This window comes from Rhodosalinus sp., assembly GCF_041685465.1.
In the GTDB taxonomy this organism is placed as follows: Bacteria; Pseudomonadota; Alphaproteobacteria; order Rhodobacterales; family Rhodobacteraceae; genus Rhodosalinus.
The window spans coordinates 1-14,902 of the sequence record NZ_JAWLFS010000050.1 but is presented as its reverse complement, the minus strand read 5'-3'; the positions used below and the strand labels follow the sequence as shown (position 1 = coordinate 14,902).

Annotated in this window: 15 protein-coding genes and 1 tRNA gene; 5 read left to right on the top strand and 11 right to left on the bottom strand. The window is 66.5% G+C overall.

Translation table 11 applies throughout. The features are described from left to right. Positions 1-171: 171 nt before the first annotated feature. Positions 172-248: transfer RNA gene (locus ACESL7_RS05300), tRNA-His, on the top strand. A gap of 220 nt (positions 249-468) precedes the next feature. On the opposite strand, the gene ACESL7_RS05295 is transcribed toward ACESL7_RS05300, so the two are convergent. The 5 genes from ACESL7_RS05295 to ACESL7_RS05275 all read right to left on the bottom strand — a co-directional run bounded on the left by ACESL7_RS05295 (position 469) and on the right by ACESL7_RS05275 (position 5,064). Continuing rightward, complete coding sequence (locus ACESL7_RS05295) at positions 469-1,215, bottom strand: ABC transporter permease (RefSeq protein ID WP_372892175.1); 747 nt, start codon at positions 1,213-1,215, stop codon at positions 469-471. Positions 1,216-1,224: 9 nt separating this feature from the next. Continuing rightward, a complete protein-coding gene (locus tag ACESL7_RS05290) occupies positions 1,225-1,974 on the bottom strand; it encodes an ABC transporter permease (RefSeq protein ID WP_372892173.1) in 750 nt (249 codons plus the stop codon). Beyond that, positions 1,971-2,753, bottom strand: coding sequence for an ABC transporter ATP-binding protein (locus tag ACESL7_RS05285; RefSeq protein ID WP_372892172.1), 783 nt, complete (start codon positions 2,751-2,753; stop codon positions 1,971-1,973). Before ACESL7_RS05285 ends, ACESL7_RS05290 begins: the two co-directional genes overlap by 4 nt. 65 nt (positions 2,754-2,818) lie before the next feature. Then, positions 2,819-3,784: an ABC transporter substrate-binding protein gene (locus tag ACESL7_RS05280; RefSeq protein WP_372892170.1), complete on the bottom strand. Its 966-nt coding sequence runs from the start codon at positions 3,782-3,784 to the stop codon at positions 2,819-2,821. Between the two features lie 59 nt (positions 3,785-3,843). Beyond that, positions 3,844-5,064: a CaiB/BaiF CoA transferase family protein gene (locus ACESL7_RS05275; RefSeq protein WP_372892168.1), complete on the bottom strand. Its 1,221-nt coding sequence runs from the start codon at positions 5,062-5,064 to the stop codon at positions 3,844-3,846. A 124-nt stretch (positions 5,065-5,188) separates the two neighbouring features. On the opposite strand from ACESL7_RS05275, the gene ACESL7_RS05270 reads away from it, so the two are divergent. Together ACESL7_RS05270 and ACESL7_RS05265 are read left to right on the top strand one after the other, a co-directional pair. Beyond that, positions 5,189-6,100: a hydroxymethylglutaryl-CoA lyase gene (locus ACESL7_RS05270; RefSeq protein ID WP_372892166.1), complete on the top strand. Its 912-nt coding sequence runs from the start codon at positions 5,189-5,191 to the stop codon at positions 6,098-6,100. Then, positions 6,100-6,765: a GntR family transcriptional regulator gene (locus ACESL7_RS05265; protein WP_372892164.1), complete on the top strand. Its 666-nt coding sequence runs from the start codon at positions 6,100-6,102 to the stop codon at positions 6,763-6,765. Before ACESL7_RS05270 ends, ACESL7_RS05265 begins: the two co-directional genes overlap by 1 nt. Positions 6,766-6,974: 209 nt before the next feature. Here ACESL7_RS05265 and ACESL7_RS05260 read toward each other — a convergent pair whose 3' ends face one another. From ACESL7_RS05260 to ACESL7_RS05245, 4 genes are read right to left on the bottom strand one after another with little or no spacing between them, the layout of a single operon-like run. Beyond that, positions 6,975-7,856 carry a LysR family transcriptional regulator gene (locus ACESL7_RS05260; protein ID WP_372892162.1) on the bottom strand — a complete coding sequence of 294 codons (882 nt, stop codon included), beginning with the start codon at positions 7,854-7,856 and terminating at the stop codon, positions 6,975-6,977. Positions 7,857-7,880: 24 nt separating this feature from the next. Next, positions 7,881-9,395: a tripartite tricarboxylate transporter permease gene (locus ACESL7_RS05255; protein WP_372892160.1), complete on the bottom strand. Its 1,515-nt coding sequence runs from the start codon at positions 9,393-9,395 to the stop codon at positions 7,881-7,883. Between the two features lie 18 nt (positions 9,396-9,413). After that, positions 9,414-9,848: a tripartite tricarboxylate transporter TctB family protein gene (locus ACESL7_RS05250; protein ID WP_372892158.1), complete on the bottom strand. Its 435-nt coding sequence runs from the start codon at positions 9,846-9,848 to the stop codon at positions 9,414-9,416. Further along, a complete protein-coding gene (locus tag ACESL7_RS05245; protein ID WP_372892157.1) occupies positions 9,845-10,816 on the bottom strand; it encodes a Bug family tripartite tricarboxylate transporter substrate binding protein in 972 nt (323 codons plus the stop codon). Before ACESL7_RS05245 ends, ACESL7_RS05250 begins: the two co-directional genes overlap by 4 nt. A 382-nt stretch (positions 10,817-11,198) precedes the next feature. Between ACESL7_RS05245 and ACESL7_RS05240 the strand changes: the two genes are divergently transcribed. Beyond that, complete coding sequence (locus ACESL7_RS05240) at positions 11,199-12,155, top strand: hydroxymethylglutaryl-CoA lyase (protein WP_372892155.1); 957 nt, start codon at positions 11,199-11,201, stop codon at positions 12,153-12,155. After that, positions 12,152-13,345 carry a CaiB/BaiF CoA transferase family protein gene (locus ACESL7_RS05235; protein WP_372892153.1) on the top strand — a complete coding sequence of 398 codons (1,194 nt, stop codon included), beginning with the start codon at positions 12,152-12,154 and terminating at the stop codon, positions 13,343-13,345. The genes ACESL7_RS05240 and ACESL7_RS05235 overlap by 4 nt, the downstream gene beginning before the upstream one ends. 54 nt (positions 13,346-13,399) lie before the next feature. Here the strand turns inward: ACESL7_RS05235 and ACESL7_RS05230 are convergent, their stop codons facing one another. After that, the gene (locus ACESL7_RS05230) at positions 13,400-14,275 is read right to left on the bottom strand and encodes a lysophospholipid acyltransferase family protein (RefSeq protein ID WP_372892151.1); all 876 of its coding nucleotides are present in this window, start codon (positions 14,273-14,275) and stop codon (positions 13,400-13,402) included. A gap of 170 nt (positions 14,276-14,445) precedes the next feature. Beyond that, positions 14,446-14,643 carry a phage tail assembly chaperone gene (locus tag ACESL7_RS05225; RefSeq protein ID WP_372892149.1) on the bottom strand — a complete coding sequence of 66 codons (198 nt, stop codon included), beginning with the start codon at positions 14,641-14,643 and terminating at the stop codon, positions 14,446-14,448. Positions 14,644-14,902: the final 259 nt, after the last annotated feature.

Here is a 14,902-nt window from a genome sequence, read left to right as displayed (position 1 = left end):
GCGTGGATATCGCCCATGCCGGCGCCTCAGCCGCTTAGCCCCGGGCGCCTGCCTTGGCAAGTTGCAGCGCAGGACCCCGGCCTGCGGGGCCCTGCGCGGCCCGCAGGCCTCTGAAATCGTCGCGCGGGGCTTGCATTGCGGGCGGCGCACGGCTAACTCCCGGCACATCGGGCCGCCTTAGCTCAGTTGGTTAGAGCGCTTGATTGTGGATCAAGAGGTCCCCCGTTCGAGCCGGGGAGGCGGTACCAGAAAGCCCTTTCAGCTTGACCCGCCGCGCGGCGCGGCCGCGTCAAGGAGCTGCGGCGCGAGGCGCAGCCAGGGAACGCGCCGGCAATCAGGCGCGCGGCGGGGAGGCGACACCCGAGCCATGTCTCCTGCGGCTGCCAGATCGCGTGAGCCGGCCAAGCCCGGGCTTACGGATCGATGCGTGTTCTCTCCGGCGCGGACCCGGTCGCCGGAGAGTGTCGGTCAGACGCGTCGGTGAAGGCGATTGTCGACATAGATCAAGACCGACGCGATCACGATGGCAGCGACTGCAAGGATCAACGTGACCGCCATCATGGTGGCCACGTCGTGCGTCCCGATGGCGCGCATCACGAGGAAGCCCATCCCGCTGTGTGAGGCAAACAGCTCGCCAATTATCACGCCGAGGAGCGTCAGAGAAAACCCGACCCGCAGCCCCGACACGATTTCAGGCAATGTTGCCGGAAACAGGATATGGGTCGCGGTTTGGACTGGCCCCATGCCCAGAACGCGACTCGTTCGGAGAAAGACCGGGTTGATGTTCTTTACTGCGTTCATCGTGAAAATCGTGACCGGGATGACCCCATGTATCGCCCCGAAGGCGACTTTCGCCTCGATGCCCAGCCCGAAGATCAGCAGGATCACCGGGTAAAGCGTGATCTTGGGAAGAGAGTAAAGCGCAACGAGGATCGGCTCGGCCACTGCGCCGGACAGCCTGTGTGCGCCCAGAAGCGTACCGACGCCGAGCCCTATCGTCAGCGCGAGAAGGAGGGCATAGAAGAGCGCCAGCCCCGTCTCGGCGGCGTGTGGCCAGAAGCTGCCGGACAGCAGGAGCTCTCCCGCCCGAACAGCTGTCGCGGCCGGCGATGAAATCGCGACGTCCCCTGCGCCCATGTGCAGGAACTGCCAGACGACGATGATGCCGAGGACCACCAGCGCGACATCGACCATATACGGAGTATTGCGCAGCATCTGAGTCCCTCAAAGGCCCTGGCGGCGCAGCAGTCGCTGCTCGATGTAATGCAGGGTCATGTTGATCGCCGTGACGAGAACGAGAATGAAGAGCATCAAGGCATACATCGTCGCGTTGTCGAAATTGTCATAGGCGAATGATATGGCATAACCGAGCCCACCCGGAGCGAGAATGAACTCCGACGCGATCACGCCGATGAACGAATAGGCGACGCTGAGCTTGAGTCCCGTGAACAGGTTCGGCATGGCGGCCGGGATCTGAATGCGGAGCGCCTTCGAGAGCCGCCCCATCTGGTGCATGCGTCCGACCTTGCCGTAAACGCGCGGGATCTTGTCGAGCCCGTTCAGGGTATTGATGATCATCGCAACGACGGCGAACATGAAGCCGATCGCGATCATGGGGAGATTGTTCATCCCGAAAATGTAGACGAGAAGCGGGTAGAAGACGAAAAACGGAACCGCGTAGTATGTGGTCAGGAATGGATCAAGCGCCCGGCGAAGCCGCGGGATCGCGTGAATGCCGGCGCCGGTTGCGAAGCCGACCGTGACGGAAAGAAGGCAGGCAATCGCAACATTGCCGAGAGTCTGCTTGATATCATCCGTGATTTCGCCCGAAGCCAGCAGCGTCCAGAGTTCGGTGACCATCTGCGTTGGTGGGATCATGGTGTGGGTCGAAATCCGGCCCGACTGTACCAGCCACTCGAGCAAGGCCAGCGCGGCGAAAACGATCGCCAGACGGATCCAGGCCAGCCGCGTCATACGGCCTCCCGATGATCGCTACCCCGCCCTGCATCGGGGTGCTGCCCCATCGCGGCCTGCGACTCCGACCGCAGCAGTTGCCACAGCCGGCCGGTTACATGTCCGAAGGTTTCTCCCTCGAGCATGCTGGAGTCCCTTTCGCGCGGCCAGCCCGTGTCGAGCGTTTCGAGAAGACGGCCGGGCCTTGCCGACATCGCGCCGACCCGGTCCGACAACATCGCGGCCTCGTCGAGCGCATGCGTGATGAGAAGGACCGTTGCACCGGTCTCCCGCCAGAGCCTCAAGAGCTCGTCCCCCATCAGAAGACGCGTCTGGGCGTCCAGCGCGCCGAAGGGTTCGTCGAGCAGGATGAGGCGCGGCTGCAGAACGAGCGTCCGTGCGATGCATACGCGTTGCCGCATGCCGCCCGAAAGCTGCGCCGGATAGGCATCCGCAAAGTCGCGCAGCCCCATGAACCCGAGTGCATAGTCGACGCGGCGCCTGATCTCCGCCGGGTCGAAGCCCTTGCGGCGCAGCCCGAAGGCCGCGTTATCCCGAACCGTCAGCCACGGAAAAGAGGCATCCTCCTGAAAGACGGCCCCGACTCCATCGGGAACGGTGCCCTTGACCGGCTTGCCCTCGAAGCTGACCTCGCCCTCGCTCGGCGGGGCGAGGCCGGCAAGCACATCCATGCAGGTGGACTTGCCGCAGCCCGACGGGCCGACGATGGAGAAGAACTCGCCGCGGCGCAGTTCGAGGTCGACAGGCCCGAGGGCGTGCACGGGCGGGTTGCCGGCCACGGCCGGATAGACCCGCGTGACTCCCTCGAGGCGTGCGTGTATCTCGCCGGTCAAGAGCCCCTCCCTCAGTCGCCGCGCAGGTCTTCGGGCAGGAACCGCTCGTCCACGAGCTCGGACCAGTCGACATCCTCGTCGATGACGCCCACGAGCCGCAGTCCCCCCATCTTGCGGTCCATCTGCTCGTAGTTGAGCGCACCTTCGGACCAGTAGTCGATCTCGAGCATCGCGTTGATCGCGGTTTCCATCACCTCGACATCACCTTCGTAGGCATCCGCGAAGATGCGCGCGGCCTCTTCGGGATTTTCCTGGATGTACTGCACACCCATGCGCCGGCCCTCGATCACGGCACGCAGTTCCTCGGGCTTTTGTTCAATCATCTGCGGGGTCGTGATGCCCACTGTCTGGCTGATGCGCGGCAGCGCCGTGTCGAGCTCGAGCACAGCCTTGTACTTGTCGCGGGTCGCCGCCCAGATGGGTTCCAGGATCGGCACGGCGTCCGCTCCGTCCTGCTCAAGCATCGTCAGACCGTCGCCGATCCCGCCTGCCGCGATCAGCTCCACATCGTCAGATGATATTCCGGCCTCGTCGAGCGCCATGCGCAGGGTCATGTCGGTCACCGATTGCGGCCGGGTGTAGGTGACGCGATTGCCGACGAAATCCTCGATCGACTCGATATCGCTGTCGGGCATGGCCACCCAGAGGAGATCGGCGACAGTGTCGGCCCCCGTGTTGACGATGACGATCTCGCGGCCCGAAAGATGTGCCGCAACGGCGGCGGCGAGGCTGGTCTCCCCGTAGAGCAGATCGCCGGAAAGCACGTTTCGCACAGTCGTGCCGCCCCCCGAGGATGTCAGGATATCGTCGATCTCGACACCCGCCTCCGCAAAATACCCCTGGTCCATCGCGACGGCATAGGGCGCGCCGTACATCAGGACGCCCCAATGCGTGACGGTGATATCCTCTTCCGCCTGAACAGCGCCCGCAGCCGCGATCGCCACGGCCCCTGCAGCCCAAAGTCCGGTCTTCGCCATGATCGTCTCCTCCCTGACACGTTGATCATTGCAATGTTCGACGAATGGCATTCGCCGCTTCAGATCACGCCCGCCTCCTTCAGGCGTGCAATCCGCGCCCCGTCGTAGCCGAGCACCCCTGCAAGCACTTCCTCGGTGTGCTGCCCGAGCGCCGGTCCGACGTGGCGCACCGCGCCGGGCGTGTCCGAGAGCCGCGGCGCCACGTTCTGCATCTTCATCGGCCCGAAATCGGGATGTTCGACCTCCACGATCGCCTCTCGCGCGGCAAAATGAGGGTCGCGCAGCATGTCTTCGGCCTTGTAGATAAGCCCGCAGGGCACCCCGTGCTCCTCGAGCAGTTGCTCCAGCGGCTCCAGCTCGACGGTCTTCGTCCAGTCGTTGACCAGCGCGTCGAGTTCGGCCTGATGTGTTCCCCGTGCGGAGTGGGTGGCATAGCGCGCATCCTCTGCGAGCTCCGGCCGGCCCATCGCGGCGGCGAGACGCTTGAACACGGTGTCCTGGTTCGCCGCGATCAGCAGGTACTGACCGTCCGCCGTTTCGTAGACGTTCGAGGGCGCGATGTTCGGCAGGATCGCACCGGTGCGCTCGCGGACATAGCCCGTGACGTCGTATTCGCTCACGAGGCTTTCCATCATGGCCAGCACCGCCTCGTAGATCGCGCTGTCGACCACCTGCCCGCGGCCCGTGCGCTCACGCGCGTGCAAGGCCATCATGGTGCCAAGGCAGGCGTAGGTCGCCGCCAGCTCGTCGCCGATCGAGATGCCCATGCGCGAGGGCGGCGTCGAAGGGTCGCCCACCACGTAGCGCAAGCCCCCCATCGCCTCGCCGATGGCGCCGTATCCCGCGCGCCGCGCATAAGGTCCGGTCTGCCCGAAGCCCGTGACACGGACGAGGATGAGCTTCGGGTTGATCTTCGAGAGCTCGTCATAGGAGAGATTCCAGCGCTCGAGCGTCCCGGGCCTGAAATTCTCAAGCAGCACGTCGGCCTCCGCGACCAGATCGCGAACCACCTGCTGACCTTCCTCTGTACGCAGGTTGAGGGTCAGGCTCTTCTTGTTGCGCGCGACGACGGGCCACCACAGCGACTTGCCATGCGGCTTCTCCCTGCCCCAGACCCGCATCGGGTCGCCGACGCCGGGCTGTTCGCACTTGATCACCTCGGCGCCGAAATCCGCCATCAGCTGGCCGCAGAAGGGCCCGGCCAGAAGCTGGCCCATTTCGATCACCCGGATATCGGTCAGCGGCCCCTGCCGGCCCGGCACAGCGTCCGTCTCGCTCATCCTCGCTCCCTGCACCCGGCCGACCATGCGCAATTATCTTGCGTCGTGCGCGCCCGGGCCTCGCTCTTGTTGCGAAGTAAGCATACACTGATGTATCCATTATGGAAGGGGCCGGGAGGAAAAAATGTTTGAAACCGGGAAAAGCGTCGAGATCGTCGAGGTTTCCGCCAGAGACGGTATACAAAACGAGTCTGAAATTCTCTCCGTGGATACGAAGCTCGACCTGATCCGAAAGGCATCGGACGCAGGGGCCCGGCGGCTCGAGGTGACGAGCTTCGTGAACCCGAAGCGCGTGCCCCAGATGGCCGACGCCGACGAGCTGGCGGCGCGCCTGCCGAAGGGGACGGCGCGCTACATCGGCCTCGCGCTGAATGCCCGTGGCTTCGAGCGGGCGGTCGCTGCCGGCCTCGACGAGGCGAACTTCGTCGTCGTCGCCTCCGATACCTTCAACCGCCGCAATCAGGGCGTCGGCACCGAGGAAACGCTCGCCGCCTGGGCCGAGATCGCGCAGACCGCGAAGGGGCGCATTGGTACGGGCCTCACCATTGGCGCCGCCTTCGGCTGCCCCTTCGAGGGCGAGGTGCCGCTGGCCCGCCTGCTGACGATTGTCGAGCGCGCGATGGCTCACCCGCCCGACGAACTGGCGCTGGCCGACACCATCGGCGTCGCCACGCCGGCGGACGTGATGGAACGCGTGGGCGCGGTACGCCGCGCCTTCCCCGAGGTGCCGATCCGCTTGCATCTGCACAATACGCGCAATACCGGGCTCGCCAACGCATGGGCCGGGATCATGGCCGGTGCGGTCACGCTCGATGCGTCGCTCGGCGGGGTGGGCGGCTGTCCCTTCGCACCTCGCGCAACCGGCAACATCCCGACGGAGGATCTCGTCTACATGCTCGAACGTGCCGGTATCTGCACGGGTCTCGACCTTGACGCCTGCATCGACGCCGCCGGCTGGCTGGAAGAGCAGCTCGGCCACGAGCTTCCGGGCATGGTGATGAAGGCCGGCGGCTTCCCGGCGTCCGGGGCTGCGTGATGGCGAAGGACGATCGTCCGGTCAGCGCCGCGGACAGCGCCTATCTGACGCTTCGCGCCGATATCCTTTCGGGTGACCTGCCGGCCGACGAACGGCTGACGGAAATGGGCCTCGCCGATCGGCTGGGCCTGTCGCGCACCCCGGTGCGCGAGGCGGTCAAGCGCCTGCTGATCGAGGGCTTCCTCACGCGGGCGCCGGGCGAGGGGTTGCGCGTCACCGCCCTTCACGCTGACGAAGTGGACCAGATATTTCGCATCCGGCTGATGCTGGAAAGCTACGGCGCGCGGCGCGCGGCCGAATTCGCCAGCGACGCCGAAATCACCGAGCTCTTCCGCCTCGCCGACGCGATCAGCGCGCGGGTGCCCGCGCGGACCGAGGCCGACTACGACGCCATGACGGAGGCCAACGCCGCCTTCCATCGTACCATCACGCAGGCCGCGCGCTCGCCCCGCCTCAGCTCCATGCTGTCGCTCGCCGTCAATCTCGGGTTGGTGTTGCGCACGTACCGGATGTACTCGGCGCAGGACATGGCCCGGCAAGCGCGCCACCACCACGACATCGCGCAGGCCATCGCAACGCGCGACCCCGAGTGGGCAGAGGCCGCCATGTCGCACCACGTGCTCGCCGCGGCCGCGATCGCACGCGCCCGCAGGACAAGGACCTGAAGACCCGGACGCACGAGCGCAACGTCGCCCGCACCGCCACCATGCCGCCGCGATCAGGCCGGCCCGGATCAACGGCCACCCCAGCGCGCTCGATGAAGGTGGGCGATACCCCTGCAGCACTCCAACGAGCGGCTCTGCGCCAAAGGAGGTATTCAATGGTGGCAGGGGGCCGACCACCCCGGCACCCGCCGCACGGGGCGCGTGCCTCGTCAGCCACGAAGGGTTTCGAGCAGGGCCTGCGCGGGGTGCGACAGCGCTGCGCAGTCGCGTACGGCGATCAACAGGTCGCGCGTCGCCCAGGGCTCGTCGATGGGGACCATGGCAATGCTGTCGTCGTGCAGGTAGGCCTCCACCGCGCCGAACGGCAGGATGGCGATGCCGAGGCGCGCTTGAACCATCCGCCGCACGCCGTCGAAGCTCTTGACCTCGACGGTGGTCTGGATGTCGATGCCGAGTTCCGCGGCACACCTGTCCACATGGGCCTGGAGCGAACTCCGCCGCTGAAGCGCGACGTATTTCTCGCCGTCGAGATCACGCAGCGTCACGGCACGGCGTCGCGTCAACGGGTGGCCACTGGGCGCACACACCACGAGCGTGTCGCGCCGATAGGGCAGCAGCGTCAGCCCCGGGGCCTCTGAAAACCCTGAAAAGATGCCGATCTCGACATCACCGGAGTTGACCGCCTCGATGATCTCGACGCTTTCCTTCTCGGCCATGCGGATGGTCAGCCCCGGGTTGGACAGCATGAACTCGGCGAGGTCTTCGGGCAGAAACTGCGTTATGGCCGAGGTATTCGCCGCCATCCGGATGGTGCCGCGCGCCGCATGCGCCGCGTCCTTCAGGTCCGCCTCGAGGCGCTGGATGCGGTCATCGAGCGCGGCCGCGTGCTTCAGCACGAGCGTGCCGGCAGATGTCAATTCGACCCCGCGCCGGTGACGTGTGATCAGCGATGTTCCAAGCGCCTTTTCGAGATCGGAGACCCGCTTGCTCACCGCGGAGGCCGACATGCCGTGGCGGGACGCGGCCGCGGCAATGCTCCCGTCCATGGCCACCGCACGGAACAGCTCGAGCGACTGAAGGTCGTATGCCATGCGCGTCGCCCCGGCGCCGCCCCGTCAGCCTTCCATCACGCGGGACTGCGCGCGCTTGCGGTCGCGCAGCGCCAGCCAGACCGAAAGGCCGAGGAACAACAGCGTCAGCACGTAAAGCGTGACGGAAATCGGGCTCGCGATCAGCACGCCCCAGTCACCGTCCGAGATCGACATGGCGCGGCGCAGGTTGCGCTCCATGTCGCCGCCCAGCAGCAGGCCGAGGACGAGCGGCACGAGGCTGATGTCCAGCTTGCGCAGGAGGTATCCCAGCACGCCGAACATGATCATCAGTTCCAGGTCGAAGGTCGAGTTGGAAATCGAGAAGACCCCCACGAAGCTGACCGCCGCCACGATGGGCATCAGCGACCATGTCGGCACCATCATCAGGCGGCTGAACAGGCCGATCATCGGCAGGTTGAGGATCAGGAGCGCCACGTTGCCGAGATAGAGCGAGGCCACCAGGCCCCAGACGAGGTCGGGCTGGCGCTCGAACAGGAGCGGACCGGGCTGGACGTTGAGCGAGATCAGCATGGCCAGCATGACCGCCGTGGTGCCGGAGCCGGGCACACCGAGCGACAGCATCGGGATCAGCGCGCCGCCGGAAGCCGCGTTGTTGCCCGCCTCGGGCGCCGCGACGCCGCGCGGATCGCCCTTGCCGAAGGTGCCCTCCGTGTCGCTGGCCTGTTTCTCGATCGAATACGACATCACCGAGCCGAGCGAGGCGCCAGCCCCGGGCAGAACGCCCGCGACGAAGCCGACGATCGATCCGCGAAGGACGGCCCAGCGGGTCTTCCAGATTTCCCGCAGGTCGGGCAGCCAGCTGTCCAGGCCGATGGGCCTTGCCCGGTCCTTCGCCGCCTTTTCCAGCAGCATCAGAATCTCGGAAATCGCGAAAAGGCCGACCAGCGCCACGATGGCGTCGACCCCGTCGTAGATGTGGTAGTTGCCGAGGGTGAAGCGCGGCATGCCGGAGATCGGGTCGATGCCGACCGTCGCGATCATCAGGCCGATCAGCGCTGACAGGAGCGTCTTGCGCGGATCGACACCGGCGATGCCGCCGATCGTGACGAAGGCGAGTATGTAGAGGGCGAAGTAATCCGCCGGACCGAAATAGATCGCCAACCCCGCGAGAAGTGGCGCGAAGAGGGTCAGGCCGATGACGGCGACGGTCGCACCGAAGAAACTCGCAACGCCCGAGATGGCCAATGCATCGGCCGCGCGGCCCTGCTTGGCCATCGGGTACCCGTCGAGCGTGGTCATCACCGCAGGCTCGTCGCCGGGAATATTGAGCAGGATCGAACTGATCCGCCCGCCGTACATGCAGCCGAAATAGACCGCCGAGAGCAGGATCATCGATGAGGTGGCGTCGAAGCCGAAGGCGAAGGTCAGCGGGATCAGGATGGCGACGCCGTTCACGGGTCCCAGGCCCGGAAGTGCGCCGATGAGCGTTCCGCCGAAGCAGCCGAGCAGCAGCAGCGCGATGTTCAGCGGCGTGAGCGCGACGGCGAATCCCTGGGCGACGAGCGAGAAGGTTTCCATGATGATGGGCTGTCCTGCCTATCGTTCAAGCCAATGGCCCATGAGGGGCAGCGGCAGGCCGAGCACCTGATCGAAAAGCACCCAGAGACCGGGGGAGAGAACAGCGCCGAGAGCGACGGCCTTCAGCGGCGCACCTCCGAGGACGATGCCGAGGCACGCGATCAGGCCGAAGGTCGCGATGGGAAAGCCCAGCGGAAGAAGAAGAAAGGTGTAACCGAGAAGAACAGCGAGCGCGGCGATCTGCCGGAGCATGTGGCTGCGATCCGGCCAGGCGACCTGACCCGACGGAAAAACGACGAGCGACGCCGACAGGATCATCGCAAGGATGCCGACGATCATCGGAAAGACCGACGGGCCAAGGACGTCTCCGAAGGGGGCCGAATACCCGCGACCGTACCATGTATAGAGCGCCGCGATCACGAAGATCGCGGCGCCCGAAAGCCTTACAGTCATTCAATCACGCCGATGTCGCGCGAAATCTCGGCCATGACCTCCTCCTGCTCGCGGACATACTCTTCGAACTCCGCGCCGCCGCGCCAGATCGGGACGAGACCGAACTCGACCGCCGCAGTCTGCCAGTTCTCGGAGTTGTAGAGCGTCTCGAGCTTGTCGACCCAGGCGTTGTAGGCCTCGTCCGAAACATCGCCGCCGGTATAGAGCCCGCGCCAGTTGTAACCGGTCACGTCGATGCCCTGTGACTGCGCGGTCGGGATGTCGGGGAAGGCCGGGATCGGTTCGTCCGACAGGGCCGCGAGAATGCGGATGTCGCCCGAATCCACGAAGCCCGCGATCTCGCCCAGGTCGGTGGAGACGACGTCGACCTGTCCGCCCATCATCTGCGTGACGGCGTCGGTACCACCGTCGAACTGGACCCAGCGCAGGTCGCCCAGCGTATCAAGCCCGCCCTCGCGTGCGACCATCAGCAGCCGGATGTGATCCCAGCCCCCCGCACCGGAAGACCCCGCGGTGACGACGGATGCGGGATCGTCGGCCATGATTTCGGTCAGCTGGTCGAGCGACTCGATCGGGCTGTCGTCATCGACGGCAATCACGCCGACATCGGCGCCGAGCATGGCAAGGTAGCGCACCGCATCGACGGGGGCAGGGTACCGGCCCTGCGCGATCTGGGTGATGCCCACGGTCGAGGTCGCCACGAACAGGTCCTCGTCCGCCGGGCGTTCGTTCACAACCGTCGCGTAGGTCACCGCCCCGACGCCGCCGGGCATGTTGGTGACCTGCACATTGCCGTCAACGAGGTCGAGTTCGGTCAGGATACGGCCGATCGTGCGACAGGTGAAATCCCAGCCGCCGCCGGGGGCCGACGGCGCAATGCACTCGGTGGCCGAAGCCGGGGCGGCGACGGAGACCGTCGCGGCCAACGTCGCGCCGAACACGGCCGAGGTGGCGTTGAACATCTTCATAGGTGCTTCCTCCCTCAAGCAGGGCAGAGGAAAGGACAAGTCAGGCCGCTTTGCAAGCCGTCGCAGCCGGGTGAGACAGGTGCCATCGTGATTCGCGATGCCTCCGCCGCCATCCGAGAGGGCAAATGCTGCACTGCGTCGCCGGGTCGGACCTCGGCGCATTCTGGCGTCCATACCGCAGGATAGCTTGCGCACGGCCGCATCCGGGCCCGGAGATCCGGCGACAGCGCATGCTGTCAAGCCCCCCCGACTTTCGCAGTTGCAGCGGGCAGGGCTCGGGAGTCGTGCCCTTGCCGTTGGCGGTCATCGCTTGTCATCTGACGCATGACCGGGCCGGACGAGCGGCCACGGCCGGCCAGATCAAGCCGAAAGGAGTCGACCCATGTCCAAAGCGCCCCCCGTCCCCGAAGGTGACCGGATCACCGTTTGCGAGGTCGGCCCCCGCGACGGTTTCCAGAACGAGAAGGTTTTCATCCCGACGACCAGGAAGATCGGGATCGTCAACGCGCTCTTCGCCAGCGGCCTGCGCCACATGCAGGTGACGTCTTTCGTCAGCCCGCGCGCCGTGCCGCAACTGGCCGATGCCGAGGAGGTGCTCGCCGGCATCGACCGTCCGGAGGGGGCCCATGTCACGGCGCTCGTGCCGAACCTGCGCGGGGCGGAACGGGCAGCAGCCTGTGCGCTCGACGCGGTGCATACGGTCGTTTCGGCCTCCGAGACTCACAATCTCAAGAACGTGAACCGCCCGATCGAACGGTCGCTGTCGGAGTTCGAGGACGTCATCGGAACCCTGAAGGCCGCCGGCATCGCGGTCGAGGGGGGGATCGCCACCGCCTTCGGTTGCCCCTTCGAAGGCGTCGTGCCGGCCGCGCAGGTCGGCCGCATCGCCCGCCGCTACCAGGAACTCGGTGCAGACAGCGTCTCGCTCGGCGACACGACCGGAATGGCGACACCGCTCACCGTGCGCGCCGCGATCCGCGCGATCCGCGAGGCGGCGCCGGGGCTCGACATCCACCTGCATTTCCACAACACGCGCGGCGTCGGCCTCGCCTGCGTCATGACGGGCCTGAGCGAGGGCGTCACCCATTACGACGCGGCCGTCGGCGGTCTCGGCGGCTGTCCCTTCGCCGCGGGCGCGACGGGCAATATCTGCACCGAGGACCTCGTCTATCTCCTCCAGGAAAGCGGTTACGAAACCGGCGTGGAGCTGGAAAAGCTGATCGACGCGGCGCGCCTGACCCAGGACGTCATAGGCCGCAGCCTTCCAGGGCAGGTGATCAAGGCAGGACCGCGGCTGAAGCGCCATGACCCCGAACTCACGGTGAAGGCGGCAGGATGACGACGGACCTTCCGCTTTCCGGCGTCCGCGTCATCGACCTGACCCGGATCCTGTCCGGCCCGTTCTGCTCCATGCTCCTCGGAGATCTCGGTGCGGAGGTCGTCAAGATCGAGGCGCCGGAGGGCGACCCGGTGCGCAAGCAGGGCCATATCGTCCGCGGACTGTCCTGGTACTTCGCTGCATTCAACCGCAACAAGAAATCGGTTGCGCTGAACCTGAGGGATCCCGAAGGCGTGGCGGTGCTCGAGCGGCTTCTGGCCGGCGCCGATATCCTCACGGAGAACTTCCGCCCGGGCGTGCTCGAGCGGATGGGCCTGACCGACGCGCGGCTGCGCGAGATCAACCCGGATCTCATCGTGGTCAGCGTGAACGGTTACGGAAGCACCGGACCCTATGCCGACCGCCCGGCCTTCGACTTCATAGCGCAGGCGATGTCCGGGTTCATGGCCACGAACGGCACGCCCGAAACCGGACCGCTGCGCAGCGCGCCCCCGATCACGGATCTCGTCGCGGGTCTCTACGCAGCGCTCGGCGCGGTGGCCGCGCTGCGCGGGCGAGAGAGCGGCGGTTCGGCACAGAGGGTGGAGGCATCGATGATGATGTCCATGATGTCCATGATGGCCTATCTGTCGTCGAACGCGCTGGCCACCGGACACGACCCGGTGCCGACCGGGAACGATCACCCGATCGCCTCGCCTTACGGCTTGTTCCGCACGGCGGACGGCGACATCGCCGTGGCCCCGTCGACGGAGACGATCGTCCGGCGCTTCATGCGTGAGATCGGCCTCGAGCGCCTCCTGGATGATCCAAGGTTCGGGAACAACGAAATGCGCCTGCGCCACCGCCTGGAACTGAACGCGCTGATCGACGAGGCCCTGGCGAACGGCACGCAGGACGAGTGGATCGCGCGCCTCAACGAGGCCGGTGTTCCATGCGGTCGCATACAGACGATGACCGAAGCGCTCGCGGACCCGCAGGTGGCGGCGCAGGATATGGTGCTCAGGGTTCCGGACGAGCGGTACGGCGAGGTCGCGATGACCGGCTTTCCGGTCAAGTTCTCCGAAACGCCGCTCCAGGTGCGCAACGTGACGCCACAACTGGGCGCCGACGGGAAAGCCACGCTTCTCGCGGCCGGACTGTCTTGCGACGAGATCGATCTCCTGATCGAGAAGGGGGTGCTCGGTCCGTGACGCCGGCGTTTGCCGATGTAACGGCCGTTCGCCGAGGCCGGTCGCTGCGCCGCGTCAGGTGCCCATCCAGCGGCGCAGCAGCCAGTACCACTGCCCCGGGTGGGCGCGGACGCGGGCCGACAGGCTGTCATTGATGGCCGTCGTCATGGTCAGGGCGTCGGTGTGCGGGATCGGCGCCTCGAAGGCGACGTCGAACTCCGCTCCGTCGGCCCGGCGGGTGCCGTACGCGGGCACCAGGGGCAGATCGTACTTGAGCGCCAGCGTGGCCGCCGAGGTCGAGGTCAGGGCGGGCTGCCCGAGAAACGGAAGCGCGACACCCTCGGCATATTTCTCGTCGAGCAGGATCGCCATGAAGCCGCCGCGGCGCAGGTGACGCACGAGCTCCATCGTGCCGGCCCGCCCGGTCGAGATGACAGGCCGTCCGCCCGCTTCGACGCCGGCGAGGAAGCCGCGCTGGTAGAAGCGGTTACGCTGCGGACGCGACACCGCGCCGGTCTCCATGCCGCGGGCCTTGAGCACGGCGCGCACGGCATCCCACTGACCGAAATGGCCGGAAACGACGATCGCCCCCGTGCCGGCCGCGCGGGCCGCCTGCAGCGCCGCCAGCCCCGGGCCCGAGACGTGAAAGCGCTCCTGCCGCGCCTGGAACTCGGCGCTGTTGAGGATCTCGAACAGGGTCCGCCCCATGTTGCGGCCCATTTCGCGGCGCAGCGCGGCACGCCGCGCGCGTGGCATGTCGGGGAAGATCCGCAGCACCTCCCGGTCGAAACGCCGCCGGGCGGGCGGGAACCAGCGCATCGCGCAGCCGACCATGTCGCCGAAGATCCGCGCGCGATGATCGAGGCCTCGAAGCCGCGTCGCCGACAGCGCTGACCAGAGGGGAATGTACTGGACGCGATGCCAGACCGAGGTGACGAAGCCGGAGACCATGAGAGGTATATGGGGCTTCCGGGCCCCGGACCAACAACTGTTCACGGACCGGACCCGACAATTCACACAGGCGAAGATGGGAGAACGCCGGTACGCAGCAGCCCTCGCGTCGGCGGATCATGCAGCCCTTGCGCGTGACGACGCCGAAGGAACTTCCAGGGGCACCTGCCCTACGAAATTGCTGGTGGCTCCGGCCAGACGACCTCATCCGGCCAGCCCGCTTGTTGCGGGAGCAGTTCCAGGGCCTCGCGATACGCGGTCCATGGCGCTTTGCAGACAGGCAAGTCAGTTGTCACGATCCAGTCTGTCGCCCGCAGAAGCCGCTGCTGCGTCGCGCGTGCCAGACTTTCGCTGTCGTTCGGCGTCATCCTGTTCCCCGCGTCCCGCATGCCGGCCCGATGCGTCCTCCGACCTGCAAGCGGCAGCTCGAAGCATCGCGTCAGTGAGCGCAATGGCCGACAGGCTGCGCAGAAGCTCGACCATCTGCTTTTTCGATACTCTCCCTGGTCGCTCCTCTGGCGGCCCGTCGATCGTCCGCGCGAGCCATGGCTGAAGAAACGACAGGGCCGGAGAAGGCGGCGATCGTGGCGGGTGCCGAAGCCTGCGGGCAACCGCATGGTCCGCGAG